Annotated in this window: 18 protein-coding genes; 10 read left to right on the top strand and 8 right to left on the bottom strand. The window is 69.2% G+C overall.

Going from position 1 to position 25128, the window contains the following annotated elements:
- Positions 1–102: 102 nt before the first annotated feature.
- Positions 103–996, bottom strand: a complete 894-nt coding sequence (locus tag BLQ39_RS09405; RefSeq protein ID WP_092323512.1) for a DMT family transporter — start codon at positions 994–996, stop codon at positions 103–105.
- 211 nt (positions 997–1207) lie between these two features.
- Here BLQ39_RS09405 and BLQ39_RS09400 point away from each other — a divergent pair, with 211 nt between their 5' ends.
- Positions 1208–4930: an ExeM/NucH family extracellular endonuclease gene (locus BLQ39_RS09400; protein ID WP_092323511.1), complete on the top strand. Its 3723-nt coding sequence runs from the start codon at positions 1208–1210 to the stop codon at positions 4928–4930.
- A 160-nt stretch (positions 4931–5090) separates the two neighbouring features.
- On the opposite strand, the gene BLQ39_RS09395 is transcribed toward BLQ39_RS09400, so the two are convergent.
- Complete coding sequence (locus BLQ39_RS09395) at positions 5091–5747, bottom strand: fasciclin domain-containing protein (protein WP_092323509.1); 657 nt, start codon at positions 5745–5747, stop codon at positions 5091–5093.
- Between the two features lie 330 nt (positions 5748–6077).
- Here BLQ39_RS09395 and recQ point away from each other — a divergent pair, with 330 nt between their 5' ends.
- The 7 genes from recQ to ypfJ all read left to right on the top strand — a co-directional run bounded on the left by recQ (position 6078) and on the right by ypfJ (position 14635).
- A complete protein-coding gene (gene recQ / locus BLQ39_RS09390; RefSeq protein ID WP_241982968.1) occupies positions 6078–7949 on the top strand; it encodes a DNA helicase RecQ in 1872 nt (623 codons plus the stop codon).
- A 3-nt stretch (positions 7950–7952) separates the two neighbouring features.
- Positions 7953–8537: a class I SAM-dependent methyltransferase gene (locus tag BLQ39_RS09385; RefSeq protein WP_092323508.1), complete on the top strand. Its 585-nt coding sequence runs from the start codon at positions 7953–7955 to the stop codon at positions 8535–8537.
- Between the two features lie 179 nt (positions 8538–8716).
- A complete protein-coding gene (locus BLQ39_RS09380) occupies positions 8717–10834 on the top strand; it encodes an acyl-CoA dehydrogenase family protein (protein WP_092323506.1) in 2118 nt (705 codons plus the stop codon).
- A gap of 153 nt (positions 10835–10987) precedes the next feature.
- On the top strand, positions 10988–11935 hold the full coding sequence (locus BLQ39_RS09375; protein WP_092323505.1) for an ABC transporter ATP-binding protein: 948 nt from the start codon (positions 10988–10990) through the stop codon (positions 11933–11935).
- Positions 11932–12771, top strand: coding sequence for a hypothetical protein (locus BLQ39_RS09370; RefSeq protein ID WP_092323503.1), 840 nt, complete (start codon positions 11932–11934; stop codon positions 12769–12771). Before BLQ39_RS09375 ends, BLQ39_RS09370 begins: the two co-directional genes overlap by 4 nt.
- A 22-nt stretch (positions 12772–12793) precedes the next feature.
- Positions 12794–13750 carry a prolyl aminopeptidase gene (gene pip / locus BLQ39_RS09365; RefSeq protein ID WP_092323502.1) on the top strand — a complete coding sequence of 319 codons (957 nt, stop codon included), beginning with the start codon at positions 12794–12796 and terminating at the stop codon, positions 13748–13750.
- A 9-nt stretch (positions 13751–13759) separates the two neighbouring features.
- Positions 13760–14635, top strand: a complete 876-nt coding sequence (ypfJ, locus tag BLQ39_RS09360) for a KPN_02809 family neutral zinc metallopeptidase (protein ID WP_092323500.1) — start codon at positions 13760–13762, stop codon at positions 14633–14635.
- A 27-nt stretch (positions 14636–14662) separates the two neighbouring features.
- Here the strand turns inward: ypfJ and BLQ39_RS09355 are convergent, their stop codons facing one another.
- From BLQ39_RS09355 to BLQ39_RS09335, 5 genes are all read right to left on the bottom strand, one after another.
- Positions 14663–15424 carry a CDP-alcohol phosphatidyltransferase family protein gene (locus BLQ39_RS09355; protein ID WP_092323499.1) on the bottom strand — a complete coding sequence of 254 codons (762 nt, stop codon included), beginning with the start codon at positions 15422–15424 and terminating at the stop codon, positions 14663–14665.
- 11 nt (positions 15425–15435) lie between these two features.
- On the bottom strand, positions 15436–18285 hold the full coding sequence (locus BLQ39_RS09350; RefSeq protein WP_092323497.1) for a fibrinogen-like YCDxxxxGGGW domain-containing protein: 2850 nt from the start codon (positions 18283–18285) through the stop codon (positions 15436–15438).
- Between the two features lie 44 nt (positions 18286–18329).
- Positions 18330–19025, bottom strand: coding sequence for a hypothetical protein (locus BLQ39_RS09345; RefSeq protein WP_135109298.1), 696 nt, complete (start codon positions 19023–19025; stop codon positions 18330–18332).
- Between the two features lie 187 nt (positions 19026–19212).
- Positions 19213–20745 (bottom strand): oligosaccharide flippase family protein, encoded by a 1533-nt coding sequence (locus BLQ39_RS09340; RefSeq protein ID WP_166784509.1) that lies wholly within the window; start codon positions 20743–20745, stop codon positions 19213–19215.
- Entirely contained in the window at positions 20742–21563 is an 822-nt protein-coding gene (locus BLQ39_RS09335; RefSeq protein ID WP_092323493.1) for a WecB/TagA/CpsF family glycosyltransferase, read from the bottom strand. Before BLQ39_RS09335 ends, BLQ39_RS09340 begins: the two co-directional genes overlap by 4 nt.
- A gap of 139 nt (positions 21564–21702) precedes the next feature.
- On the opposite strand from BLQ39_RS09335, the gene BLQ39_RS09330 reads away from it, so the two are divergent.
- Together BLQ39_RS09330 and BLQ39_RS09325 are read left to right on the top strand one after the other, a co-directional pair.
- Positions 21703–22998, top strand: coding sequence for an O-antigen ligase family protein (locus BLQ39_RS09330; protein WP_092323491.1), 1296 nt, complete (start codon positions 21703–21705; stop codon positions 22996–22998).
- A gap of 32 nt (positions 22999–23030) precedes the next feature.
- Positions 23031–23933 carry a glycosyltransferase family 2 protein gene (locus BLQ39_RS09325; protein ID WP_241986934.1) on the top strand — a complete coding sequence of 301 codons (903 nt, stop codon included), beginning with the start codon at positions 23031–23033 and terminating at the stop codon, positions 23931–23933.
- A gap of 53 nt (positions 23934–23986) precedes the next feature.
- Here BLQ39_RS09325 and BLQ39_RS09320 read toward each other — a convergent pair whose 3' ends face one another.
- On the bottom strand, positions 23987–24946 hold the full coding sequence (locus BLQ39_RS09320; protein ID WP_092323488.1) for a glycoside hydrolase family 16 protein: 960 nt from the start codon (positions 24944–24946) through the stop codon (positions 23987–23989).
- Positions 24947–25128: the final 182 nt, after the last annotated feature.

Raw genomic sequence — 25128 nt, 5'->3', positions numbered from 1 at the left:
TCGGGTTTGTGGTCGAAAGAGCAAACGATCAACACCTGTGGGGCGCCGAGCGCCCCACAGGTGCAATCCCGCCCCAGCTGAGCGCTCCCGTGGACCTTCGTCTTAGGCGACGGAGAGCATCGCGGCAGCGGCCAGCGCCAGGGCCAGTCCCGCCCACTGCACGGGGGCGATGCGCTCCCGGAGCACGAGCGCGGCGAGCAGGATCGTTCCGGCCGGATACATCGCGGTGAGCACGCTCATCACGCTCAGTTCGCCGGCCCGGATCCCGAGGAGCAGCAGGAAGTTGGCGACCACGTCGACCACGCCGCATGCCACCGCCAGCGCGAGTCCCGCCCGGAGGGTGGCCGTAGCCTCGGGGGAGCGGGGCAGAGGCGCAACCCGCAGGGATCGGCGCCGGTTCCACGCCACGAAGGCGATGACTCCGAGCACGCAGAGCATGATCCCGCCATTCACCGCCCGGTTGAGCACGAGCGGCACCAGCCCGCTGTCATTTGGGGTGAGGTCGATCATGATGATGAAGGCGCCAATCATGATCCCCGAGCCGATCGCCATCAGCACGCCGGTAAGGCTCGGCCGCACGGCGCCCCGCTCCGGCACGAAGCCGACCAGCACCACCGCGACCAGGGCGAGCCCCAGCGCCCAGTAGCCGATCGGGGCGAGCAGGTCGCCCCCGACCAGGCCGACGGTCGCCGGCACGACCGCCGACACGACGGCGGTCAGCGGGGAGAGGATGCTCATCGGTCCGACCGCGAGGCAGGCGTACAGCAGCGAAATCGCGATCGCGCCGCTGACGCCGGAGAGCGCGCCCCAGGCAACGGCCTCGGCCGACCAGGTTCCGCCGACGATGGGGAATGCCAGGAGGAGCACCACCAGGCCGGTGAGCGCGGCGACGGCCGTCGCCAGCATGGCGCTGATGCGCTTCGCGGCGAGGCCGCCCAGGAAGTCGGCGGCACCGAAGATGAGTGCCCCGGTGAGGCCGTAGAAAGCGGTGAGCATAGAGGTTCAGCCTAGAGCGTCGGCGGGCACCCGCATTTGCGCACCGTACGGCGTCCGGCAACTTAAGAGCAGACGACGAACGTTGCGCATCCGTAGACCCGCTGGGCGCTCGTCCCTAGACTCTGGCTACCCCCAGCCGGGTGGCCCTACAAGGGGCGACGGTCCGTGGGCGCCCGACACCCATGGTCACCCACCCAAGGAGCTCAAGGTTATGAGTCACGTCGTCCCACGTACCCCCATCGAACTGCTCCCGCAGGGCGCCGCACGGCGCGCCCGCCGGGGCCGGGCCGTCGCCCTGGCGACGGCCGCGGCGCTCGGCCTGTCCATGCTCGCGGCCACTCCCGCGCACGCGGCCACGGTCACCCACACGATTGCCGCGGTCCAGGGCACCGGAGCGGCGAGCCCGCTCGTCGGAGCGACCGTCACCGTCGAGGGCATCATCACGGCCGACCACCGCGTCGGCGGCTACCGGGGCGTCTACCTGCAGACCGCCGGTTCCGGCGGACCAACGGACGCGACGCCGGGCGCCTCGGACGGCGTCTTCATCTTCCTCGGATCGGCCAACCCGGGCGTCGCCCTCGGCGACCTCGTGCGGGTGACCGGTCCGGTGAGCGAATACTTCGGCCTCACCCAGGTCACCGGCTCTGCGGCGGGCGCGGTGGAGCTCGTCACCGCCGCGGTCGGCGTTCCGGCGGCAACCGCCCTGCCCGACACCCTCGTCGGCACCGGGCGGGAGCAGCTGGAAGGCATGCTCGTCGCGCCGGCCGGCACCTACCGGGTCAGCTCGAGCCACCAACTCTACAACTTCGGCACGCTCTGGCTGTCGGCCGGCACCAGGCCGCTCGTCAAGAGCACCGAGCAGGCGCCGCCCGGACCCGACGCGACCGCGATCGCGGCCGCGAACCGGGCCAACCGGATCCTCCTCGACGACGGTTACAACATCCAGATCACCAATGCCGACCACATCGGCGACCAGCCGTTCTTCACGGCCGGCCAGGTCGTGCGCGTCGGTGACACGGTCACCTTCCCCGGCGGGCCCGCCGTGCTGTCCTATGGTTTCAACGACTGGCGGCTGCAGCCGATCATGCCGATCACCGATGCCAGCGACGCCGAGGACAAGCCGGTCTTCGCCGCGTCGAACCCGCGCCCGGCCGCCGCCCCCGAGGTGGGCGGAGACATCCAGGCCGCAGCCTTCAACGTCTTCAACTACTTCACGACCCTGAGCAGCGAGAACCCGGCCGCCCGCGGCGCCGCCACCCAGGCACAGTTCGACATCCAGAAGTCCAAGATCGTTGCGGCCATCAACGGCCTCGACGCTGACGTGGTCAGCCTGATGGAGATCGAGAACTCGGTCAAGCTCGGCAAGCCGATCGACAGTGCCCTGGCCGACCTGGTCGCAGGGCTGAACGCCGCGCTCGGGAAGAAGAACGTCTGGGATTACGTTCGCACGCCGGCCGCGTTGGGCGACCCGGCGATCACCGACGCGATCACCAACGCGATCATCTACAAGAAGTCGGAGCTCACGCCGCGCGGTGCCAGCCGCACCCAGATCGACGAATCCATCTGGGACATCGCGCGCGAACCCATCGCCCAGACGTTCACCTTCGGCCCGAAGGTCGTCACCGTCGTGGCCAATCACTTCAAGTCGAAGAGCGGATCCGGCGCCGAGCCGGCCGACGGCCAGGGGAAATTCAACGCCGAGCGCGTCGAGCAGGCCCAGGCCCTCGTGACGTTCGTCGGCGACCTGCAGGACTCCTCGGAAAGCGACGATGTTCTGCTGCTCGGCGACTTCAACGCCTACTCGCAGGAAGACCCGATGAACGTGTTCACCCAGGCGGGCTACGTCGACCTGGTGAGGGCGAAGACCACCGGCCAGTACACCTACACCTTCGACGGCGAGCTCGGCTCGCTCGACCACGCGGTCGCGACGCCCAGCCTGGCCGCCTCGGTCACGGGCGCCGGCGTGTGGGGGATCAACGCGGCCGAGTGGGGTGACCGCGGCTACGCATACCCGGCGGCCGAGGCCGGCACCCCGTTCCGCTCCAGCGACCACGACCCGATCAAGGTGGGCATCTCCAAGAAGGTGCTCCCGGTGGAGGTCAGCGTCGTCACCGTCAACGACTTCCACGGTCGACTCGAGCAGAGCGGAGCCTCCGGCGGCGCCGCGACGCTCGCCGGAGCGGTGAAGCAGGTGCGCGCCAAGAACCCCAACACGGTCTTCGCCGCCGCCGGCGACCTGATCGGGGCGTCGACGTTCACCTCCTTCATCCAGCAGGACAACCCGACCATCGACGCGCTCAACCTGGCCGGGCTCGACGTCTCCGCGGTCGGCAACCACGAGTTCGACCAGGGCTTCGCCGACCTGAAGAACCGGGTCATGCCGCGGGCCCAATGGGAGTACCTGGGTGCCAACGTCTATGACAAGAACACCGGAAAGCCGGCCCTCCCCGAGTACTACGTGGAGGACTTCAACGGCGTCTCCGTCGGCTTTATCGGGGCGGTCACGAACGAGCTGCCCTCGCTGGTGAGCCCGTCCGGCATCGCTGACCTCGAGATCCGAGACGTCACCGTGGAAACCAACCGCGTCGCCGACAATCTCCGCGACAAGAACCCCGACAACGGCGAGGCCGACGTCGTCATCCTGCTCGTGCACGAGGGTGCCGCGACGACGAATGTGACCACGGCCACCGACGATTCGTCGTTCGGTCGGATCGTGACGGGCGTCGATGCCGACGTCAACGCCATCGTCTCCGGGCACACTCACCTTGCGTACAACCACGTCATCAACGGTCGGCCGGTCGTCTCGTCCGGGCAGTACGGTGAGTTCTTCGGTCAGATGAACATCTCCTGGGACCCGGTGGTCAAGAAGCTGGTCTCGATCAACAACTCCATCCTGCCGCTGATGGATTCGACGAAGAACCCGCCGGTAGCCCTCTACCCGGCAGACGCCGCGGTCGCCCAGGTGGTCGCAGCCGCCGTGGCCCAGGCGGCACCGCTCGGCGCGGTCAAGGTCGGCCAGGTCACGGCCGATTTCAACCGGGCCAAGCAGTCCAGCGGCAGCGAGAACCGCGGCGGGGAGTCCACACTCGGCAACTTCGTCGCCGACGTGCAGCTCTGGGCGACGGCGCCGGCGGGAGCCGAGATCGCGTTCATGAACCCCGGTGGGCTCCGGGCCGACCTGAAGTTCCTGAGCTCGGGAGCCGGCGACCCCGACGGCAACGTCACCTACAAGGAGGCCGCGGCCGTCCAGCCGTTCGCCAACACGCTGGTCACCATGGACCTCACCGGTGCGCAAATCCGGCAGGTCCTGGAACAGCAGTGGCAGCCCGCGGGCTCCAGCCGGCCGTTCCTCAAGCTCGGTGTGTCGAAGGAACTGACCTACACGTACGATCCCACGGCGGCGGCGGGCGGCAGAATCACGCACGTCTTCCTCAACGGGACCCAAGTGCAGCCGGCCGACACTCACCGGGTCGTCGTGAACTCGTTCCTCGCCTCCGGCGGAGACAACTTCACCACGCTCGCATCCGGAACGGTACGGGCCGACTCCGGCAAAGTCGACCTCCAGTCGATGGTCGACTACTTCGCCGCATCCGGAACGGCTTCACCGGACTACGCGCAGCGCGCGGTCGGTGTGAAGCTCTCCGCCGCCGATGCCAACGGGTACAGCGCCGGGGACATCGTGACGGTCACGTTGTCCTCGCTGTTGTTCAGCGCGGGCGAGCCGGTTCTGGGCCTCGTGGGCGTTGCGCTCGCCGGAAACTCGCTGGGCACCGCACCGATCGATCCGGCGATCGTGACCGGGACGGATGAGGTGGGCCGGGCAACCGTGTCGATCACCATCCCGGGCGGCGTCACCGGAGCCCAGCAGCTCCTGGTGACCGTCCCGGGCGCCGGTACCAGGGCAGTCGTCCCGATCACCATCACCGCGCCGTAGGTGTGAGCCTGCCCCGCCGCAACACCTCTGGTTGAGTTGCGGACAAAGCACCTTCACTTTCGCAGCGAGGGTACTTTCTCCGCAACTCAGCCAGGAGGGGCGACGGGATAACGCGAGAGGCCCGCCACCCCCTGGGGGTGGCGGGCCTCTCGCATGGGGACTACTTGGTCGGCATCAGCACCGAGTCGATGAGGTACACGGTCGCGTTGGCGGTCTGAACGCCACCGCAGATCACGTTCGCGTCGTTGACCTTGAGGTTGTCGCCGCTTCCGGTGACCTCGACGGTGCCGCCCTGGACGGTCGTCTGCATGCCGGCGATGGCGTCAGGGGCGATCTGGCCGGGAACCACGTGGTAGGTCAGGATGCTGCTGAGCGTCGCTGCGCCCTCGGGGGTCTTCAGGGTCTCGAGGGTCGCGGCGTCGATCTTGGCGAATGCCTCATCAACCGGAGCGAAGACGGTGAACTCGTCACCGTTGAGGGTGTCGACCAGGTTGACGTCCTTGTTGATCTGACCGGAGACCGCGGCAGCCAGCGTCTTCAGGAGCGGGTTGTTGGATGCGGCGACCGCGACGGGGTCGGCCGACATGCCGTCGATCGAGCCGGCACCATCCGGAACGGCCTCGCCGTAGGCGGCGCAGCCGGTTCCGACGAGGTTGGCTGCCGGGTCGTTCTCCATGGCGGGGGCTTCGCTCGTAGTGGACTTGGGCTCCTTCGCCGTGTCGGCGCTGGTGGCGCCCATGGAACATGCGGACAAGCCGAGCACTGCGATCGAAGCAATGGACACTGCCGTCAGCGTCTTACGTGTAATGAGTCGCATTGGAGATTCTCCTTGGATGAGGTGGCCCACCTGGTGTGCGGCCTTCACAGCTTCATTCGGAGCCCCTGCCGATCCGGTTTGGGGGAATGTGGAAGGCAATCTCACAACCGGTCTCCTCCGAACACCCTCCGACAGGCGCCGGGGGATGGCGCCGGGGGTCCCGGGTAGAGTGGCCGGGTGAGCTGGAACGCCGAAACACCGTGGGATCCTGACGAGTTCGAACCACCCGAGGACTTCGACGCGCCGCCCCCGCCGGACACCTACTCCGACCAGGCATCCGGGCCGATGGATGCTCCCGGCGCCGGCGCCGGCGGCCCCGGCGCCGCGCGAATGGCCCCGCCCGCGCCGATCGCGGCGACCGTGAAGTTCGCGACCGCGGCCGAGGCGCTGCACACCGTCTTCGGCTACGACTCGTTCCGCGGCGAGCAGGCCGCCATCATCGACCAGCTCATCGGCGGCGGCGACGCGGTCGTGCTCATGCCCACCGGCGGCGGCAAGAGCCTCTGCTACCAGATCCCGTCGCTCGTGCGGGCTGGCACCGGCATCGTCGTCTCCCCGCTGATCGCCCTGATGCAGGACCAGGTCGACGCCCTCACCGCCGTCGGCGTGCGGGCGGCGTTCCTCAATTCCAGCCAGGATGCCGCCTCCCGCGGCCAGGTCGAACGCGACTACCTCGCCGGCAACCTCGACCTGCTCTACGTCGCCCCGGAGCGGCTCTCCTCCGAGGCCACCAAACGGTTCCTCGACCGGGGCGCCATCTCCCTCTTCGCCATCGACGAAGCCCACTGCGTGTCGCAGTGGGGGCACGACTTCCGCCCCGACTACCTCGCCCTGTCCGAGCTGGCCGACCGGTGGCCCGACGTGCCGCGCATCGCGCTCACGGCCACGGCCACGGATGCCACGCACAAGGAGATCACCACCCGCCTGCAGCTGGGCGACGCGAAGCACTTCGTCGCGAGCTTCGACCGGCCGAACATCCAGTACCGCATCGTGAGCAAGCTCGAGGTGCGCAAGCAGCTCCTCGCATTCATCCGTTCGGAGCACGCGGACGACGCGGGCATCGTCTACGCCCTCAGCCGCAAGACCGTCGAACAGACCGCCGAGTTCCTGCGGGCCAACGGCGTCAATGCGATGCCGTACCACGCGGGACTCGACGCCGGCCTGCGCGCCCGCACCCAGTCGCGGTTCCTGCGCGAGGAGGGCGTCGTCATCGTCGCCACGATCGCGTTCGGCATGGGAATTGACAAGCCCGACGTGCGTTTCGTCGCCCACATCGACCTGCCCAAGTCGGTCGAGGGCTACTACCAGGAGACCGGCCGCGCCGGCCGCGACGGTGCCCCCGCGACGGCCTGGCTCGCCTACGGCCTGCAGGACGTCGTGCAGTTGCGACGCATGATCGACCAGTCGCCCGGCGACATGGCGCACCGCCGCAAGCTCTCCGCGCACCTCGACGCCATGCTCGCGCTCTGCGAAACCGTGCACTGCCGACGGGTCAACCTGCTGCGCTACTTCGGCCAGCCGAGCGAGCCCTGCGGCAACTGCGACACCTGCCTCGAGCCGCCCGTCGGCTGGGACGGCACCGTCCCCGCCCAGAAACTGCTTTCCACCGTCGTGCGCCTGCTGCGGGAGCGCAATCAGCGCTTCGGCGCCGGGCACCTCATCGACATCCTCCGCGGCAAGACGACCCCGCGCAGCACCCAGCACAAGCACGAGCAGCTCGCCACCTGGGGCATCGGCGCCGACCTGAGCGACCAGCAGTGGCGCGGCATCGTGCGCCAGCTGCTGGCCCAGGGGTTCCTCGCCCCCGAGGGCGAATACGGCACGCTGGCCCTCACGGATGCCGCGGCCGACGTGCTCGCCGGCACCCGCCCCGTGCAACTCCGCACCGAGCCCGACCGTCCCGACCGCCCCGCTCGCCGGTCCGCGGCCGCGAAGAGCGTGGCCAGGGCCGGCGTCGCCGACCTCACCCCCGGGCAGGAGACGCTGTTCGAGGCGCTGCGTGCCTGGCGCTCGGCCGCGGCGAAGGAGCAGGGCGTCCCCGCCTACATCGTCTTCGGCGACGCCACCCTGATCGCCGTCGCGGCCGCCGGCCCGGCGACACTCGGCGAGCTCGACGGCATCAGCGGGATCGGCGCGAAGAAGCTCGAGGCCTACGGTGAGGCGCTGCTGGGCGTGGTCGCGACGGGCGTGGGCGCGGCGTAGCGCATGGACTGGACCGGCTACTACGACGCGCAGGCCGGTCGCGCCGTGCGGTCGGTCGTGCTTCAGGCCCTCGCCAGTCGGGACGACGCCCCACCCGGCGTGGCGATCGACATCGGCTGCGGCGAGGGAACCGAGACCCGTCACCTGCTCGCGAACGGATGGCGCGTGCTCGCGATCGACGCGGACCCCACCTCCGAGGCGCGCGTGCGCGCGGGCCTTACGCCCGAACAGCTCGCCCGCCTGACCTTCCGCCGCGCCCGATTCGAAGACGTCGGCGTGCTCCCCGCCGCCGACCTCGTCTACTCGACCTTCGCGCTGCCGTTCTGCGAATCGGTGGCGTTCCCGACAGTGTGGTCGGGCATCCGTGCCGCGCTGAAGCCCGGCGCCTGGTTCGCCGGCGAACTGTTCGGCCCGCACGACTCCTGGTCCGGCCGCGCCGACATGAACTTCCACGACCGCGCCGACGTGCAGGCGCTGCTCGCCGGACTGACCGTGCATACCCTCGATGAAGACGACCGGACGGGCCAGTCCGCCTTCGGCCCCCGGCACTGGCACGTCTTCCACATCATCGCCCACAACCCCGCCTGATCGAACCACGATTGTGGACGGTCGCAGGTGCAAACGGCCATGAGCTGTGGGAACCTACAAAACGGATGCCGGGCGCAGCGGGCTTCTTTGTAGCCCCGTCACGCACCATTTCCGCCGACTCCGAGCCCGCCCTAACGTGGAGAAAATTCCTGTTCCGCGCGAAAGACGAAGGACCGACGATGGTTGACACCGCCCAGCGCCCCACCACCCCCACCACCTCGACCGACGCCAGCGTCGACACCGGACCGATCAAGATCGCCGGCGACCCGAGTGCCCCGGCAGTCGACCTGCCGACCCTCAACCGGCAGCTCCTCGGCACCTGGGCCGACGTGCGCCTCGCGGCGCGCGAGCTCACCGCACGGCCGGAGATGCAGCGCATCGAGGGACTCTCCATGGACGAACACCGCAGTCGCGTCTTCGGCCAGTTGAAGGTGCTCGCCGACCTCGGCCACGTGCACCGCGCCTACCCGAAACACCTCGGCGGCCAGGACGACCAGGGCGGCAATATCGCCGCCTTCGAAGAGCTCGTCACCGCCGACCCCAGCCTGCAGATCAAGGGCGGCGTGCAGTGGGGCCTTTTCGGTGCCGCCGTCCTCCACCTCGGAACGAAGCCGCACCACGACGCCTGGCTGCCGGACATCATGAGCCTGAAGATCCCCGGCGCCTTCGCCATGACCGAGATCGGGCACGGCTCGGATGTCGCGAGCATCGGTACGACGGCGACCTTCGATTCCGAAACCGACGAGTTCGCCATCCACACCCCGTTCCGGGCCGCGTGGAAGGACTACCTCGGCAATGCCGCGAAGGACGGCGTCGCCGCCGTCGTCTTCGCCCAGCTGATCACCCGGGGGGTGAACCATGGGGTCCACGCCTTCTACGTGCCGATCCGCGGCGAGGACGGCGCCTTCCTGCCGGGCGTCGGCGGTGAGGACGACGGCCTCAAGGGCGGCCTGAACGGCATCGACAACGGACGGCTGCACTTCACGAACGTGCGCATCCCGCGCACGAGCCTTCTCAACCGGTACGGAAACGTCGACGCCGACGGCACGTACACGAGTTCGATCGACAGCCCGGGCCGCCGCTTCTTCACCATGCTCGGCACGCTCGTGCAGGGGCGGGTGTCCCTCGACGGCGCGGCGACCCAGGCATCCGCACTCGCGCTGACCATCGCCATCACCTACGGCGGCCAGCGCCGGCAGTTCACGGCCGGCAGCGAGACCGATGAAGAGGTCGTCCTCGACTACCAGCGGCATCAGCGCCGGCTGCTGCCGCGCCTGGCCACCACCTACGCCCAGACCTTCGCGCACGACGAGTTCCTGGTCACCTTCGACAAGGTCTTCAGCGGCAAGGCCGATACCGATGACGATCGCCAGGACCTCGAGACCCTCGCCGCCGTGCTCAAGCCCCTCTCCACCTGGCACGCCCTCGACACGCTCCAGGAGGCTCGCGAGGCCTGCGGCGGCGCGGGCTTCATGGCGGCGAACCGCCTCGTCGGCCTGCGTGCCGACCTCGACGTCTACGCCACATTCGAGGGCGACAACAACGTGCTCCTGCAGCTGGTCGCCAAGCGACTGCTCACCGACTACAGCAAGAAGTTCGCCTCGGCGGATGTCGGCGCCCTGGCCCGGTACGTCGTGCAGCAGGCCGCGGACCGGGCCTACCACGGCACGGGCCTCCGCACCCTGGCCCAGGCCGCCCGGGACTTCGGCTCCACCGCCCGCTCGGTCGGGCAGCTGCGCGACACGAACGTGCAGCGGCAGCTGCTCACCGACCGGGTCGAAACAATGATCGCCGACGTCGCCGGGAAGCTCCGCTCGGCGAACAAGCTGCCGCGAAAGCAGGCCGCCGACCTGTTCAATTCCCACCAGAACGAGCTGATCGAGGCCGCCCGCGCGCACGGCCAGCTCTTGCAGTGGGAGGCCTTCACCCGGGCCGTCGAGACGACGGATGACGCGGGCACCCGGCAGGTGCTCACCTGGCTGCGCGACCTGTTCGGGCTTGGCCTGGTCGAGAAGAACCTGGCCTGGTACCTCATCCACGGCCGGTTGTCCGCGCAGCGTGCGCAATCGGTGACGGCCTACATCGACCGCCTCATCGCCCGGCTGCGTCCGCACGCGCAGGACCTCGTCGACGCCTTCGGCTACACCCAGGAGCACCTGCGCGCCCCGATCGCCAGTGGCATCGAGCTCGAGCGCCAGAACGAGGCGCGCGAGTACTACCGGAAGCTTCGGGACAGCGGCACGGCGCCGGTCCAGGAGAAGGCGGTGAAGGCCGTGAAGGCCGTGAAGGCGAAGTAGAACGCGCCCGCCCGCCTGCCGGGGCAGGCTACCATTCCCGCCCCGGCCTCCCCTCGGCCGGCGTTCGGGTTGCGGCGGTAGTGTCGAGGCTGGTCAGCCGCGCGCCGATCGCCACGCCCACCGCCCCCCACTGATAGACGAACGAGGACAGCGATGATCCAGGCACAATCCCTGACCAAGCACTACGGGAGCAAGACGGCGGTCGACGCGGTCGACTTCACGGTGCAATCCGGCAAGGTCACTGGTTTCCTGGGGCCGAACGGCGCGGGCAAGTCCACGACCATGCGCATGATTGTGGGGCTGAGCCGCCCCACCGCCGGGTCGGTCACGGTGAACGGCAAGCACTACCACGAGCACTCGGCCCCGCTCCGCGAGGTGGGGGTCCTCCTCGACGCCAAGGCCGTGCACACCGGGCGCTCGGCCTACAATCACCTGCTTGCCATGGGCGCCACGCACGGCATCCCGGCCCGCCGGGTTCGGGAGGTCATCGAGCTGACCGGCCTCGAGACCGTGGCGCGCAAGCGTGTGGGCGGATTCTCCCTCGGCATGGGACAGCGCCTGGGCATTGCCGCGGCCCTGCTCGGCGACCCGGCGACGCTCATCCTCGACGAGCCGATCAACGGCCTCGACCCCGAGGGCGTCCAGTGGGTGCGTCGTCTCGTACGCCATTTCGCGGCCGAGGGCCGGACAGTGCTGCTGTCCTCGCACCTGATGAGCGAGATGGCGCTCACCGCCGACCACCTCATCGTGCTCGGGCGAGGCCGCGTGATTGCGGATGCCCCGGTGGCCGACATCATCGGAGCCGCCACGCGCAGCACGGTGCGGGTTCGGAGCCCTCACGCCGGCCACCTCTCCACCCTGCTCACCCGGCCGGACGTCACCGTCACCGGCCTGGAGCCGGACGTGCTCGAGATCGTCGGCATCGCCGCGTCGGAAATCGGCGACCGGGCGGCCTCCGCGGGCATCGTGCTGCACGAGCTGACCCCGCTCTCCGCCTCCCTCGAAGAGGCGTACATGACCCTCACTCAGAACGAGGTGGAGTACCGCACAGCCGGCTCCCCGGATTCCAACGCGCCCGAACTGCAGGAGGCCGCACGATGAGCACCACGACCGCACCCCCGGCAGCGCCCTCCGCCGCACGGCTGCCGACCGCTTCCGGCCTGACCTTCGCCGGCATCCTCCGCTCCGAGTGGATCAAGCTGCGTACGGTTCGCTCCACCTCGTGGTCGTACGCCATCGTCGTGGTCATCTCGCTCGGCATGGCGGCGATCATGTCCCTCGCCCTGGACCTGCCAGGCGGGGCGGACTTGCCGGCGGCCCTGCAGACCAGCTTCGTCGTGCAGGCCTCGACGTTCGGTGTCTTCTTCGGCCAACTCGTCGTCGCCGTGCTCGGCGTGCTCGTCGTGAGCGGGGAGTACTCCACCGGAATGATCAGGTCGACGCTCACCGCGGTGCCTCGTCGGCTGCCCGCGCTCTGGGCGAAGGCGGCCGTGCTGTTCACGGCCACCGTGCTGGTCGGCTCCGTCGCCAACGTCGGATCGTTCCTGGTGGCCGCGCCGATCCTGGCCGGGAAAGGGATCCACGCGAGCCTGTTCGACGGCGCCGTGATCATCCCCCTGCTGGCCGGCGCCCTCTACCTGGCCCTGGTGGCCGTCTTCGCCCTCGGCGTGGGCGCCATCCTGCGGAGCAGCGCCGGCGGAATCGCGGCGACCCTCGGGATGCTCCTGCTGCTGCCGATCGTGCTGTCGATGATCCCGGCCACCTGGGCGACCGATCTGATGCCGTATCTGATCTCCAACGCCGGCGCCGGCATGATGGCTTCGGGCGGGCCTGCTCCGGCGATCCTGGAGCCGTGGCAGGCGCTGCTCGTCGTGCTGGGCTGGCTGCTGGCGAGCCTGGCCGGTGCGGCCCTGCTGCTGAAGCGTCGCGACGCCTAGCGGCGGGTAATAGGCTCTTCCCATGCGAGAGTTCTATCCCGAAATCGAACCGTACGAGACCGGCATGCTTGACGTGGGGGACGGCCAGGCCCTGTACTGGGAGGCATCCGGAAACCCCGACGGCAAGCCGGCGGTCTACCTCCACGGCGGCCCCGGAGGCGCGTCGAGCGCCACACAGCGCCGCGTCTTCAACCCGGAGAAGTACCGGATCATCCTCTTCGACCAGCGCGGATGCGGCCGGAGCACGCCGCATGCGAGTGAGCCGGCCGCGGACCTCGAGGCGAACACCACCTGGCACCTCGTGGCCGACCTGGAGAGGCTCCGCGCGCACCTCGGCATCGACAGCTGGCTGGTCTGCGGCGGCTCGTGGGGCAGCGCCCTCGCCCTGGCCTACGCACAGACCCACACCGAGCACGTCACCGAGCTCGTCGTTCGCGGCATCTTCACCCTGCGCCCGGTCGAGCTGGACTGGTTTTACGAGGGCGGCGCCGCGGCGATTTACCCTGACCTGTGGGAAAGCTTCCTGGCCCCGGTGCCGGTCGACGAACGCGGCCACCTGATCGAGGCCTACGGCCGACTGCTGCACGACCCGGACCAGGCCGTTCGCGAACGCGCCGGCATCGCCTGGTCCACGTGGGAGTCGTCCACGATCACGCTGCTGCAGCAGCCGGAGACGATCGCGCACTTCACCGAGCCCGCTTTCGCGGTTGCGTTCGCCCGGATCGAAAACCACTACTTCCAAAACGGCGGCTGGTTCGAGCCGAACCAGCTGATCCGGGACGCGGGCAAGCTGAAGGACATCCCCGGGGTGATCGTGCAGGGCCGCTACGACATGTGCACCCCGGCGTTCACCGCCTGGGAGCTGCACAAGGCGTGGCCCGAGGCCGAGTTTCACATGATTCCGGATGCCGGCCACGCCTTCGACCAGCCCGGCAACCTCGACGCCATCATCGCGGCGACCGACCGCTTCGCGGCGTAGCCTGTCCAGATGACGTTCAACGACAATGCCAACATCGGCGGCGGCAGGGCAAGCAAGCGCGGGCGCAACACCGGCATCGCCGTCGGTGGAGGTGGCCTGGGCGTCGTCGCCCTGATCATCCTGTCGCAGATCCTCGGCGTCGACCTGACCGGACTGGTCGGCGGCGCCGGACCGCAGCCCACCGGCTCCTCCCTCGAGAACTGCCAGACCGGCGCCGACGCCAATGCCGACATCGACTGCCGGATGAAGGGGGCTGCGGCTTCGCTCGACTCCTACTGGGCCAACGAGCTGCCCGCACTCGGCGTGGACTACCAGCCGCCGCAGGACCTCTCGCTGTTCACCGACAGCGTCAGCACCGGCTGCGGCGGCGCCTCGAGCGCGACCGGCCCGTTCTACTGTCCGCCCGACGCCACGATCTACATCGACACGGCGTTCTACGACGAACTGCGCACGCGTTTCGGCTCCTCCGGGGGGCCGCTGGCCGAGATGTATGTCGTCTCGCATGAGTGGGGCCACCACATCCAGAACATCACGGGGGTCCTCGAGAAGTCCCAGGACGGGCGCACCGGAGCCGGCTCTAACGCGGTTCGCGTCGAGCTGCAGGCCGACTGCTACGCCGGCGCCTGGGCCGGCTCCGCATCGACGACGGAAGATCCGAGCGGAGTCCCGTTCCTCGAGCCGATCACCCCGGCGCAGATCCGGGACGCGCTGAGCGCCGCATCCGCCGTCGGTGACGACCGGATCCAGCAGGCCACGCAGGGCCAGGTCAATCCGGAGGGCTGGACGCACGGTTCGAGCGAGCAGCGGCAGCGCTGGTTCATGACCGGTTTCGAGCAGGGCGCGGACGGCTGCGACACGTTCGCACCGGGCGACGCCGCGCTCTGAGCGCCGCAGAAACTGAGAAGCCGCGGTTCAGCGCTTCCGCAGCACGGTCAGCCGCACGTACTTGCGGCGCATGGACACGGCCGCATGGACGGTGTTGGCCAGGAACATGGCCGCGTAGACCCACACGAAGATCGACGGCATCCCCCAGAGCAGGAAGATCCAGCACAACGTTCCGTTATCCGTGGGCACTAAGAGGAGAGACTGCTTGATCCCGGAGGCATCGGACCGAGGTGCGGCCGCGCCGGAGAGCTGCTCGGCCAGGATCTGGCTCATGAACTGGCCGACGCTGACGAGGCAGTAGCCGATCGCGATCAGCAGGGGCCAGGTGCCGATCCCCGGCACGGCGCTCAGCCCGATCAGGGTTGCCAGGTGCAGCGCAGGGGTGCGGATCGCGTCGACAACATGGTCGAGCCATTCGCCGGCAGCGCTCCCGCCGCCGCCGAGCCGGGCGACCTGCCCGTCGGCGGAGTCGAGCACGTAGCCGGCGGCGAGCAGCACCCCGACCGCGACTCCGAGCGGGGCGGTCGTCGGCACCGTGACCATGAGCGCAAGCGCGACGAAAGACAGTGCCGCGGATGCCGCCGTGACGGCGTTCGCCGACCAGCCGGCGGAATATGCGGCCGCGGCCGCGAACCGGGCGAGGCGCCGGTTGACCCAGCGGGTATAGGCGGGCACCCCGCTTGCCGGCTTCTGGGCCGATCCGAGCCGGGCCAGGGCCACGCTGAACCGTCTGTCACTCCCGGCGCTGGTTTGAGCCGCCTCGAAGGTGGATGAGTGGGCGTGGGACATCCGTGGACCCTCTATTTCACGACGGCCGACAGCTCGAAGCTGGCGCTTGGTGTGGCACGGTAATTGGAGTGGACCTCCGCGGTGATCACATTGGTGCCCGCGACGAGGGTCGAGCCGGGGACCTGCACGACGACCGGGTTGGCCAGGGCGGTGCTCGCCGAGATGGCCGAGATGGCATAGGTGCCGCTCGTCACGGTGCCCGACGGCATGTTCACCCGGGTGATCTCCACGCCGTTCAGGTACACGACGATGCCGTCGTCTGCCCGCGTCGTCACCTCGACCGTTCCGACCTGGGCCGGATCGGCGACCGTGAAGGCCTTGCGGTAGTAGGACGTGAGCGGTTTGGGGGTCGCGGCGGTCAGGGTCGTCCCCAGGGTCGCCTGGCCCCAGCCGAGAGGCGCGGGGCCGGTCGGCCAGCTCGATGCGTCATACGTCGGCGCTTGCCAGCCCGGCGCCGGGTCGGTCGCGGAGTAGTAGTAGCTCCAGGAGCTTCCCGCGCCGATCAGCGTTGCGTCCGCGGGCGGCGGCGGAGGCGGCGGCGCAGCCGTGTCGGCCGTGACCGCCGGGGTGCTGGCCGAGCGGTTGCCGGAGGGATCGACGGCGCGAACGAAATATTTCGTCCCCGCCGGCGCGGCCGGAACGGTCAGCGATGTCGACGTGGTCGCCGCGATGACGCGGTCCTGGCGCAGCACCTGGTATGTGACGGAACCACGGTTGTCCGTCGAACCGCTCCAGCCCAGCGCGTCACCCCCGGCGGTCACCGCGGCTGTGAGCCGCGACGGGATGGTCGGCGCCTGCGTGTCGTTGTGTGCGAACCGCACGAAACCGCCCGACCACTGGGACACGAACCCGGCCTTGAACGAACTGCTGTAGTCGCCGCCGAACCAGGTGGTCCCGGTCGAGTCGTTGAACAGGGCCCATGCTCCGGCGCCGGCGCGCTGGCTCACGATGGGACTGAAGGCGTTGAGGTACTTGCCCGTCGCGTTGTCCCAGGCCCCGGCGCTGCTGATCTTCGATGCCTGGGTCCAGTTCGTGCCGATCGTCGGCCACCTCCGTGCCCCGGAATAGTTCGTATAGAAGCAGTGGCAGCCGCCGTAGACGACGGATCCGTCACTCGAGATCGCCTGGAAGTCACCTCCCGACTTGGTGATGTTGGTGCTCAGCTCGGACATCGCCGCGCGGTCGTAGCTGTACAGCATGTGGTTGGATCCGCCGATCCACACCCTGCTGCCGACCTCCCTGACGGCCTGCTGGTAGTTGTTCGCACTCGAGAAGTCGATGGTCCACGGGACCACCGTGGCGTCCGCGGTTCTGATCGCGGCGCCCTTGACGGCGGCTGTGGTCTTCGACGTGGTGAAGTACCCGGCGTAATAGGCGCGGTCTCCCCGGGCCGAAGCGTCGAGCGAGATCACGGTCCCATTGAATTCAGGGTTCCAGGTGCGGTCGGGGGTGCCGTCGGTCGCGGCTATCCGGCCCGCGGACCGCATGTACCTCTGGGATGTCGCGGTACCTCCGGTCATGTGGGTGAAGGCCCCGCCGAGATAGAGCCAGTTGTCCTGCACGTCGAGTGAACGAACCACGGGCACGCCGCCGGCGATGTTGTTGAAGATCTTCGTGGTGTAGCTCGCGTCGGTGGCCCCCGTGGTCGGATCGAGCACGACGAAGGCGGCGCGGGAAGCCCCGTTCACCGTGCTGAAGTAGCCGCCGACGGCCAGGCGTCCATTGGGCAGCACGGCGAGCGCCTTGACCTGGTTGTTGAAGGTCGGCCGGAACGAGGAGATCCATTCCCCGGTCCGCACATCGAAGGCAGCGAGGTAGGACTGCGTGACCTTGCCGCTTCCCGCCGAGTTCCGCTGTACCGCGAGGAAGTTCCCGCCGACGTAGACGATGCCGTTGCCCTCTGCGAAGGCGGAGACCTCGTTGCTGCCCTCTGTTGTGGACGGCCCGGCGCCCAGCCCGGTGACTCCCCAGACGGTCGGCGCGGCGAAGCTCTGCGCCACCCCCGCGTTTTCGGACTTCGCGGTGCCCGAGTCGGGGATGGCCGAGAAGATGGTGGAGCTCAGCAGCTTCGGCCTCAGGTACACCTGCGTGAACGGGCGAGGATTGGGGGCGGTCGAACTCGGTGCCCAGAGGTAGCTGCTCGCACTGGTCGTGCCGCGGGCGGCCGTGCCGAATCCGAAGCCGGGCTTCCAGCCCTGGTTGACGGTCGTGATCGTCTCGATGCGCTCCAGGCCGGTGCCGGATCCGAAGGCGGCCGTTTGGCCGCCGGTGCCGGAGGCCGCGCCGATCTTCCAGGAGGCGAGGCGCTGCTCGTTGTTGAACATCCAGGACCAGTCGTCGCGCGGCGAGGAGAACGTGAATGTGGATTCCTGCCACGCGGTCCCGGTGGCGTTCGTTGCGCGCCGCAGCCGCACGCCGTCCGAGAGGGACTTGACGGCGGCCCCGTTCAGGAGCGCGCGGATCACGGCGGCCGAAAGCTGGGCCGGGGCGAAGGCGGCCTGCCCGGTGATGGTTCCGCTCACGGTGGCCGGGCTGCCCTTGCCCTCGTCGGACTGCGACCAGTCCTCCCGGCCGCGTCCGACGAGCACCCAGCCGCCCCCGCCGGTCGTCTGGTCGCAGTAGAAGCGGTCCGGCGCTCCCAGCGCGGGCGTGGCCAGCCAGTAAACGCCGCTCGGAGCGGAGGGAGTGACCTGCTTGATTTCCCAACAGGATGCCGCGGCGCTCGCTGCCGTCAACCCGTTGGGCACCGGCAGGCTCGCGGCATTCGCGGCGGTCGGCGTCAGGACGGATGCCAGCAGGACGCCGGCGGTGAGCCAGGCGGCACGTCGCGTGGCGGCGGGTCCGGTACCTGAGCGCTGCATGTCGGTTCTCCTCGTGAGTGATGGGGTCGGCCGTGATCGGCGCATCAGCAGGCCGGGTCGTCCGGGAACGTCCGGGCCGTGATGCGCCACGTTCCGCCGTCCTGCTGCAGTGAGTAGATGTTCAGGGCGGCGTGCGCGGCAGCCGGGTCCGTGCCGGCCAGCGGCCGGCCGTCGGCATCGAGCGTCACGACCTTGCCGGAGTCGACGCAGGCTTGTGCGACCGCAGCCGGGGGCGTTGCGGTCAGGTTGGTGCTGATGATGGTGACGGATTTCACGGTGGCCTTGCCGCGTTGCGTCCAGCCGTTCGACTCCAACTCCTGCTGCTCGTTCTCGAGCTCGTCGACGATCGCGCCCCTGGCCACGGCGGACAGCTTGGCGCCCAGGCTCTTGGACGTCGGATCAACGGCTGCGACAGACTCCAGGAATCCCTTGACAGTCGATGTCGCCAGCTCCTTGTTGAGGGCTCCCAGCGGGGCCGTCGTCGAGGCCCCGGGAGGCGTCGCGGTGGGGGACGGGGCCGCCGGGGCGGCCGCGCGGATCGTGCCGCCCACCGCGGGAGGCGCCGCTTTCTCGACCGCGCCCGTCGCCGGGGCGGGCAAGGACGCCCAGGCTGCCAGGCAGAGCGGAAATGTCACCGCGGCCGACAGCCCGACAAGCACGGCTCGGCGCCGGGGGCGGGGCGGCCGCCGCTCGCCCGACGGCTCGCCGCCGGGCTGGGGGGCGTGCGTGGACTTCGTCATGACGGACTCCCGGGGGCGGGAGCGCACGCAAGCGCAAGGGTCGGGTTCACTGGATCATCTCCTGCATTTCGGGTGTACAGGTTGGTTCCCACGTCAGCCGGGTGCCTCCCGGGGGTGGGAGAGCTCCGACTACGACGCACAGTACCCCCAGCGAACACTGAAGTGAACCCCCCGCATTCGGTTGGCATCACTTCACCGGGGCCCGGCGGCGTGCGAGGAGCGCCAGGTCATGCAGCTGCAACCTCCGGCGGTCCAGGGCGCACCAGCCGAAGAACAGTGCCGCGCACAGGGGGAGGGCGATGAGCAACGCGGCCAGGGTGTCACCGACCGTGAGCCGCAGGGCCAGGGCCGGGATGCCGACCGTGATCACCGGCACCATGAGTGCGTACGCCACGGCGCGCGCATCCAGCCGGATGCCGATGAACCGTCGGACCTCCACGGTCGCGAGGGCGGCATCGATGAGCATGCTGAGTGCCCACGAGATCGCGGCGCCATTGATGCCGATGAGCGGCACGAGCACGAGGTTCCCGGCCACATTGACGACGAGCACGATTGCCTTGTTGAATGCCGCCCAGCCGCTCCGCCCGCTCATCAGGAGCACCGACTGCACGTTGCCGGCCGTGAAGCTGATGATTCCGCCGGCGCACAGGATCATGAGCGCCGTCGATCCTTCGGTGAAGCCTGGTCCAAGCAGCTGGAGGACCACCGGCGCGAAAACGGCCAGGACGAGGTAGATCGGTGTGCCGAACAGCACGAGCCAGGTGGCCGCCACCCGGTAGAGCGCCTGGACCTGGGCGACCTTTTCCTGGAACAGGAGGGTGCTGAATCGAGTGGACACGACGAGGCGAAGTGCCGTGTCGATGATGAGTCCGGCGGCCACGAAACGGCTGGCGCCGCCGTAGACACCGGCCGAAGCCGACCCGGCAAGGATGCCCACGAGCACAACGTCGAGCCAAATCACCGACTGTTCCAGGCCGGCCGACAGCGTTCGAGGCAAGGCGTAGGACACGATGCCCTTCCGCAGGGAGGGATCAGGGCGCCAGAGCCCGCGCACCCCGGCCGCCCCTTCGTGACGGCGAACCTGGACCCGCAGCACGAGGGCGGCGGCGATCAGGGCGACCGGGAGCGGGGCGGCCCAGGCCAGGGTGACGGCAACGAAGGATCCGCCGCCGGCAGCGACCAGCCAGACGACGATGGGACGCACGACGGGAAGGCCGATGCTGCCCACGCTCACGTACGGCAGGACGCCGCCCAGACCCCGGGTGGCCGCAAGCCCCACCAGCAGGAGCGCCGCGACCGGAAGGAACCATCCGGCGACGGCCACGGCATCCGCCACGTCACTGGCGTGGGAGTCCCCGGTCAACGCGAAGCCTGGCGCGAGGATCACGGTTGCCGCGCCGCAGAGGACGCCGGCGGCTGCCGTCGCCGCGAACATGACCGTCAGCGCGCTGCGGATCCGTGCCGGATCGTGCGCGACCAGGCGGGGCATGATCCACACGGCGGCGGAATCCATGCCGGCCCTGGCCAGGCTCAGGACGATCGAGAAGACCGCGATGGCCTGCAAGACCACGCCCGAGCCGGTGTCGCCGAGCGTGCGGGCCAGGACGACCATCAGCACGAAACCCATCACAGCGCTTGTGGCGGCGCCGGCGAAGCCCGCGACCGCGCCCCTGGCAAGGTTGGTGGAATCGGTGGCGACGAGCTGCGTCCTGCTGCTCACGACACCGTGGCCCGTCGGTGATTGCGCAGGATTTCCAGGCCCAGTCGGAGCAGGAAGGCGGGATTGCCCAGCAGGTATCGCTTCGCGAGTCGTCGCGGTTCGATCATGAGGCGCCAGAGCCATTCGAGGCCCGCGCCGATCATCCAGGCGGGAGCGCGCCGGTGTGCCCCGCTCGTCCAGTCGAACAGGCCGCCGCAGGTCAGCACGACCGGAACGGTGAGCTCGCTGCGATGGCTGGAAACCCAGCGCTGCTGGAGGGGATCGCCGAGCCCGACCAGAAGGATGTCGGCCCCCGACTCGTTGATCTCCCGCACCAGCCGGTCCATGTGCTGCTCCAGCACGAAGCCGTCGTGCGTATCGATCAGAAGCCCAGGCGACCCGGCTGCCAGGCGGGCGGCGGCTCGCTCGGCGACCCCGGCCTGCCCCCCGTACAGGAAGAGTTTCTTTCCCTGTTGCGCGCACGCCGCGGCCAGCGGGTGGATGAGATCGGTCGTGGCGACGCGCTCCGGGATGATCCGGCCGAGGAATCGCGCCGCCCAGACGATCGACTGACCGTCCGCGTAGGTGAGGTCGGCGGAGGCCAGTACACCGCACAGGACCCGATCCGCGGCAGCCTGGTTGCACACATCGGCATTGACGCCAACGGCGACATGGACCGTGGTGGAATCCGTCCATCGCAGGATCGTCTCGACGACCTCCGCCATGGTCAGGGTGTCGACGGCCACGCCGACGACGTCGACGCGGCGTGCGGTCGACGGGCCGCCGGAAGAGACGGGGCGGTCGGGAGTCCCGTCGGCTGGTAGGTGAGCTATCCTCATGCTGCACACACTGGCACAACAGCGCGGGGGCACCTACCCCCGTTCGGGGTTGAATAATGCGCCGCGTTGCTACCTATACTGAACCCGCGTGACATGAGAACCGGCGCATCGGCCGGGCCGACCGGAGAAGGAGCAGCGTATGCGGGCACTCGCTCCGGCCAGGCCGGGCTCTGACGTTGTTCTGCGGCAGCCCCTCCCGCGCTGGCCGTTTGCGGCCATGTTCGTGCTGTTCCCGGCCTGGTGGCTGCTCGGCCTCGGTGAGGCCGTGTGGATAGCGCTGGCCACCGTGATGCTCTTCCTTCTCGTTCGCCGCGGTGGCATCAGTTTCCCGCGCGGGCTCGCCATCTGGCTGTTCTTCCTGGTCTGGATGGGCATCTCGGTGATCGGAATTGACACCGGTGATCGCCTCGTCGGGTTCGCCTATCGCGCCCTGCTCTACCTGAGCGTCACGATCATTTTTCTCTACGTCTACAACGCCGGGGCCTCGCTCACAACGCGGTACGTCCTCGGCGTGTTGACCGTGTTCTGGCTTGTCATCGTCGCGGGTGGGTATATCGGCGTGATCTTCCCCCTGTTGTCGATCCACACGCCGCTGGGCCTCGTGCTCCCGGCCCCGATCAGTTCCAACGAGATGGTCCAGGACATGATCGTCCGGCGGGTCTCCCAGTACAACCCGGACGGATGGGCCAAGCTCGATCCCCGGCCCAGCGCCCCGTTCCTCTACACGAACGGCTGGGGCAACGCCTATTCCATGCTCCTGCCCATCGTGATCGCCTACCTCGTCGAGGTGCGGGGGGAGCGGCGGTTCTGGTGGCTCCTCCTGGCCATCCCGGTGTCCCTGGTGCCGGCCTTCCTCACCCTCAACCGGGGGATGTTCCTGGGGCTCGGACTCGCGCTGGTCTACGTGGCCGTTCGCCTGGTCATCCGCGGCAACGGCAAAGCGCTCCTCGGCCTGCTCGCGCTCGCGGCCGTCGTCGCGGTCGCGTTCGCGACCCTGCCCATCGCCGAGCGACTCACCCACAGGATCACGGCCAGCTCGTCGACCGAGGACCGCGCGAACCTCTACCAGGAGGCATTCGACCGTACCCTCGATTCGCCCTGGCTCGGCTACGGGGCCCCGCGCCCCTCCGAAAAGGATGACGCGCCATCCGTTGGCACCCAGGGCCAGATCTGGATGGTCATGTTCTCGCACGGGTTCCCCGGGGTGGTTCTGTTCATGGGGTGGCTGGCCTGGGCCTACATCAGGTCGATCCGCGAACGTGACCCGGCAGGCCTGGCCCTCAACACCGTGCTGCTGGTCGTGCTCGTCGAGTCGCTCTACTACGGGATCATGACTGCGGGACTTGCGATCGCCATGATCGCCGCGGCGCTGACCATGCGTCCGGATGTCCTGCCCTCCGGTCTGCACAAGCACCGGTTGGGAAGGTTCGTCTGATGCCGGCGCAGTCGAGTGCGACGTTACCCAGCGTGAGCGTCGTCATCGCGACCCGCGGGCGGCCCGAGCTGCTCCGGTCGGCGGTGCGGGCCGCACTCGGACAGGAGTACGCGGGCGAGATCGAGGTGATCGTCGTCTTCGACCAGGTGGCCGTCGATCCCCTCGAGGATGTCGTCGTGCCGGCCGGTCCGCGAGCGCTCCGCACGATGTCGAACGACCGCACGCCGGGACTGGCCGGGGGCCGTAACACGGGGATCCTCGCCGCCGGCGGAGAGCTCACCTCATTCTGCGACGATGACGACGAGTGGCTCCCCACCAAACTGATCAGGCAGGTCCAGGCGTGGCGAGAGGACCCGGCTGCGGTTCTCGTGGCCACCGGCATCCGCATTGTGACGCCAGGCCGGACGGTCGATCGGCTGCCCCCCGAACGCACGGAATTCGCCGCCCTGTTGGCGTCGCGGATCACCGAAATCCACCCGTCCTCGTTCCTGCTCCGGCGTGCCGATCTGCTCGGCCGCATCGGCCTGGTCGACGAGGTGCTGCCGACGTCCTATGGGGAGGATTACGACCTTCTGCTCCGGGCCACCCGCGTCGGCCACATCCTGGGAATACGGGAGCCGCTGGTCATCATCCATTGGAACCGAGCGTCGTTCTTCTCGGGGAAGTGGCAGGGGATCGCGGACGGACTCAGCTACCTGCTCGACAAGCATCCGGAATTCGCCGGCAGCGCCGCCGGGTCAGCCCGGATCGAGGGCCAGATCGCCTTCGCGCTGGCCGCCCTCGGGCAGCTGGCCGGCGCGCGCAGCTGGGCCGGTCGCGCCATCCACCACGACCGCTCCCAACTGCGCGCCTACGTGGCGATGGCCATCGCCGCGCGCCTGGTGCCCGCCGGGCCGCTGGTCAACGCCGTCAACCGCCGCGGCCGCGGCCTCTGAGGCGCGGCCGCTGCGACTGCGTCGGCGCTTCTGAACGTCGGCGCTTGCGCACGTCAGCGCCTGAAGACCCTGACGTAGTCGACCTGGTAGTTCGCGGGGAAAGCCGTGTTGGCATCGGGCGAGCCGGGCCACGTGCCGCCGACGGCCATGTTGAGCCGGAGGTAGAACTTGCCCACGAACGCCTTGTCAATCCACGACGTCGTGCTGAGGGTGCGCGTGTAGGTCAGGGTCCCGTCGACGAACCACTTGATCGAACCCGGCGCCCATTCGACCGCGTAGTTGTGGAAACCATCGGCGAAGTTGCCGCTGGCGAGCTTGTGCACTTGGGACTGCTTCCGGTGGGTTCCCACGTAGTCGTAGTGGATGGTCTGGGAAACCTTGTCGGCGCTGTACGGGTCGCTCTTGCCGGTGCCGATCAGCTCGAGGATGTCGAGCTCGCCGATCCCGCCGGCGGCCGGGCGCATCCAGTAGGCCGGCCACAGTCCCTTCGAGGTTCCCTGTGTGGTCGGCATCTTCGCGCGGATCTCGAACCGTCCGTACTGGAAGGCGAGCTTGTTCTTCGTGTGCAGCATGGCCGAGGTGTACGTGCGCCCGGCGGGGAAACGCGTGTCGCGCGTGCCGCACGTGATCGGAGTCGCCTCTTTGCGCGCCGCGATCGTAAGGAGGCCGCTGGATACCTTGACGTTCTGCGGCCGGTCCATCAGGCAGGCGAGCTCCTTGTTCCCGTCGCCGTAGGTTGATCTGTTCGCGACGTTCCATACGGCGCGATTGAGCGTGGTGCCGGAGAACTCGTCGGCCCAGGCCAGCTTCCATCCGGCCGGGGCGGTCGCGGCCGAGGCGAGGCTCACCGTCGGCTGGACCGCCGGTGCCGCCTGGGCGGGGAGACTCACGGCCGACAGGGCCAGAACCGTGAGGGTCGCTGTCGACACTCCGATCGTTCGTGCGACGCCGCGGCGCCCGTCCGGGGTCCTGCCGGGCGCCCTCCGGGAGCGCGTGAATCCGAATGGTGACATGAGTCACTCCTTGCCGCTGTTGTGAGTAGGTGGTGAGCGGCAGAGCAGTATGCATGACAAGCGGGTATGGCTCGGTGGCTACATAAGATTTGGAACGCCCAGGACAATCGTCACACGGACCAGTAGCTGAGCGTTAGTCAAGTATTCCCCCTCTGGGGGGACTCTCAGGTTGGTGCGGCGGG

The organism is Cryobacterium psychrotolerans, from assembly GCF_900101115.1.
GTDB lineage: Bacteria > Actinomycetota > Actinomycetes > Actinomycetales > Microbacteriaceae > Cryobacterium > Cryobacterium psychrotolerans.
Note: the sequence above shows the minus strand (reverse complement) of the source record. Positions and strands in the feature narration are given on the sequence as shown.

What these genes read in the sequence shown, in the direction of transcription:
- BLQ39_RS09395 (WP_092323509.1), bottom strand. Translation starts at nt 5,747, where the DNA reads ATGCGACTCATTACACGTAAGACGCTGACGGCAGTGTCCATTGCTTCG.
- BLQ39_RS09335 (WP_092323493.1), bottom strand. Translation starts at nt 21,563, where the DNA reads ATGAGGATAGCTCACCTACCAGCCGACGGGACTCCCGACCGCCCCGTC.
- BLQ39_RS09405 (WP_092323512.1), bottom strand. Translation starts at nt 996, where the DNA reads ATGCTCACCGCTTTCTACGGCCTCACCGGGGCACTCATCTTCGGTGCC.
- BLQ39_RS09350 (WP_092323497.1), bottom strand. Translation starts at nt 18,285, where the DNA reads ATGCAGCGCTCAGGTACCGGACCCGCCGCCACGCGACGTGCCGCCTGG.
- BLQ39_RS09385 (WP_092323508.1), top strand. Translation starts at nt 7,953, where the DNA reads ATGGACTGGACCGGCTACTACGACGCGCAGGCCGGTCGCGCCGTGCGG.
- pip (WP_092323502.1), top strand. Translation starts at nt 12,794, where the DNA reads ATGCGAGAGTTCTATCCCGAAATCGAACCGTACGAGACCGGCATGCTT.
- ypfJ (WP_092323500.1), top strand. Translation starts at nt 13,760, where the DNA reads ATGACGTTCAACGACAATGCCAACATCGGCGGCGGCAGGGCAAGCAAG.
- BLQ39_RS09330 (WP_092323491.1), top strand. Translation starts at nt 21,703, where the DNA reads ATGCGGGCACTCGCTCCGGCCAGGCCGGGCTCTGACGTTGTTCTGCGG.
- recQ (WP_241982968.1), top strand. Translation starts at nt 6,078, where the DNA reads ATGGCCCCGCCCGCGCCGATCGCGGCGACCGTGAAGTTCGCGACCGCG.
- BLQ39_RS09355 (WP_092323499.1), bottom strand. Translation starts at nt 15,424, where the DNA reads ATGTCCCACGCCCACTCATCCACCTTCGAGGCGGCTCAAACCAGCGCC.
- BLQ39_RS09375 (WP_092323505.1), top strand. Translation starts at nt 10,988, where the DNA reads ATGATCCAGGCACAATCCCTGACCAAGCACTACGGGAGCAAGACGGCG.
- BLQ39_RS09380 (WP_092323506.1), top strand. Translation starts at nt 8,717, where the DNA reads ATGGTTGACACCGCCCAGCGCCCCACCACCCCCACCACCTCGACCGAC.
- BLQ39_RS09345 (WP_135109298.1), bottom strand. Translation starts at nt 19,025, where the DNA reads ATGACGAAGTCCACGCACGCCCCCCAGCCCGGCGGCGAGCCGTCGGGC.
- BLQ39_RS09320 (WP_092323488.1), bottom strand. Translation starts at nt 24,946, where the DNA reads ATGTCACCATTCGGATTCACGCGCTCCCGGAGGGCGCCCGGCAGGACC.
- BLQ39_RS09370 (WP_092323503.1), top strand. Translation starts at nt 11,932, where the DNA reads ATGAGCACCACGACCGCACCCCCGGCAGCGCCCTCCGCCGCACGGCTG.
- BLQ39_RS09400 (WP_092323511.1), top strand. Translation starts at nt 1,208, where the DNA reads ATGAGTCACGTCGTCCCACGTACCCCCATCGAACTGCTCCCGCAGGGC.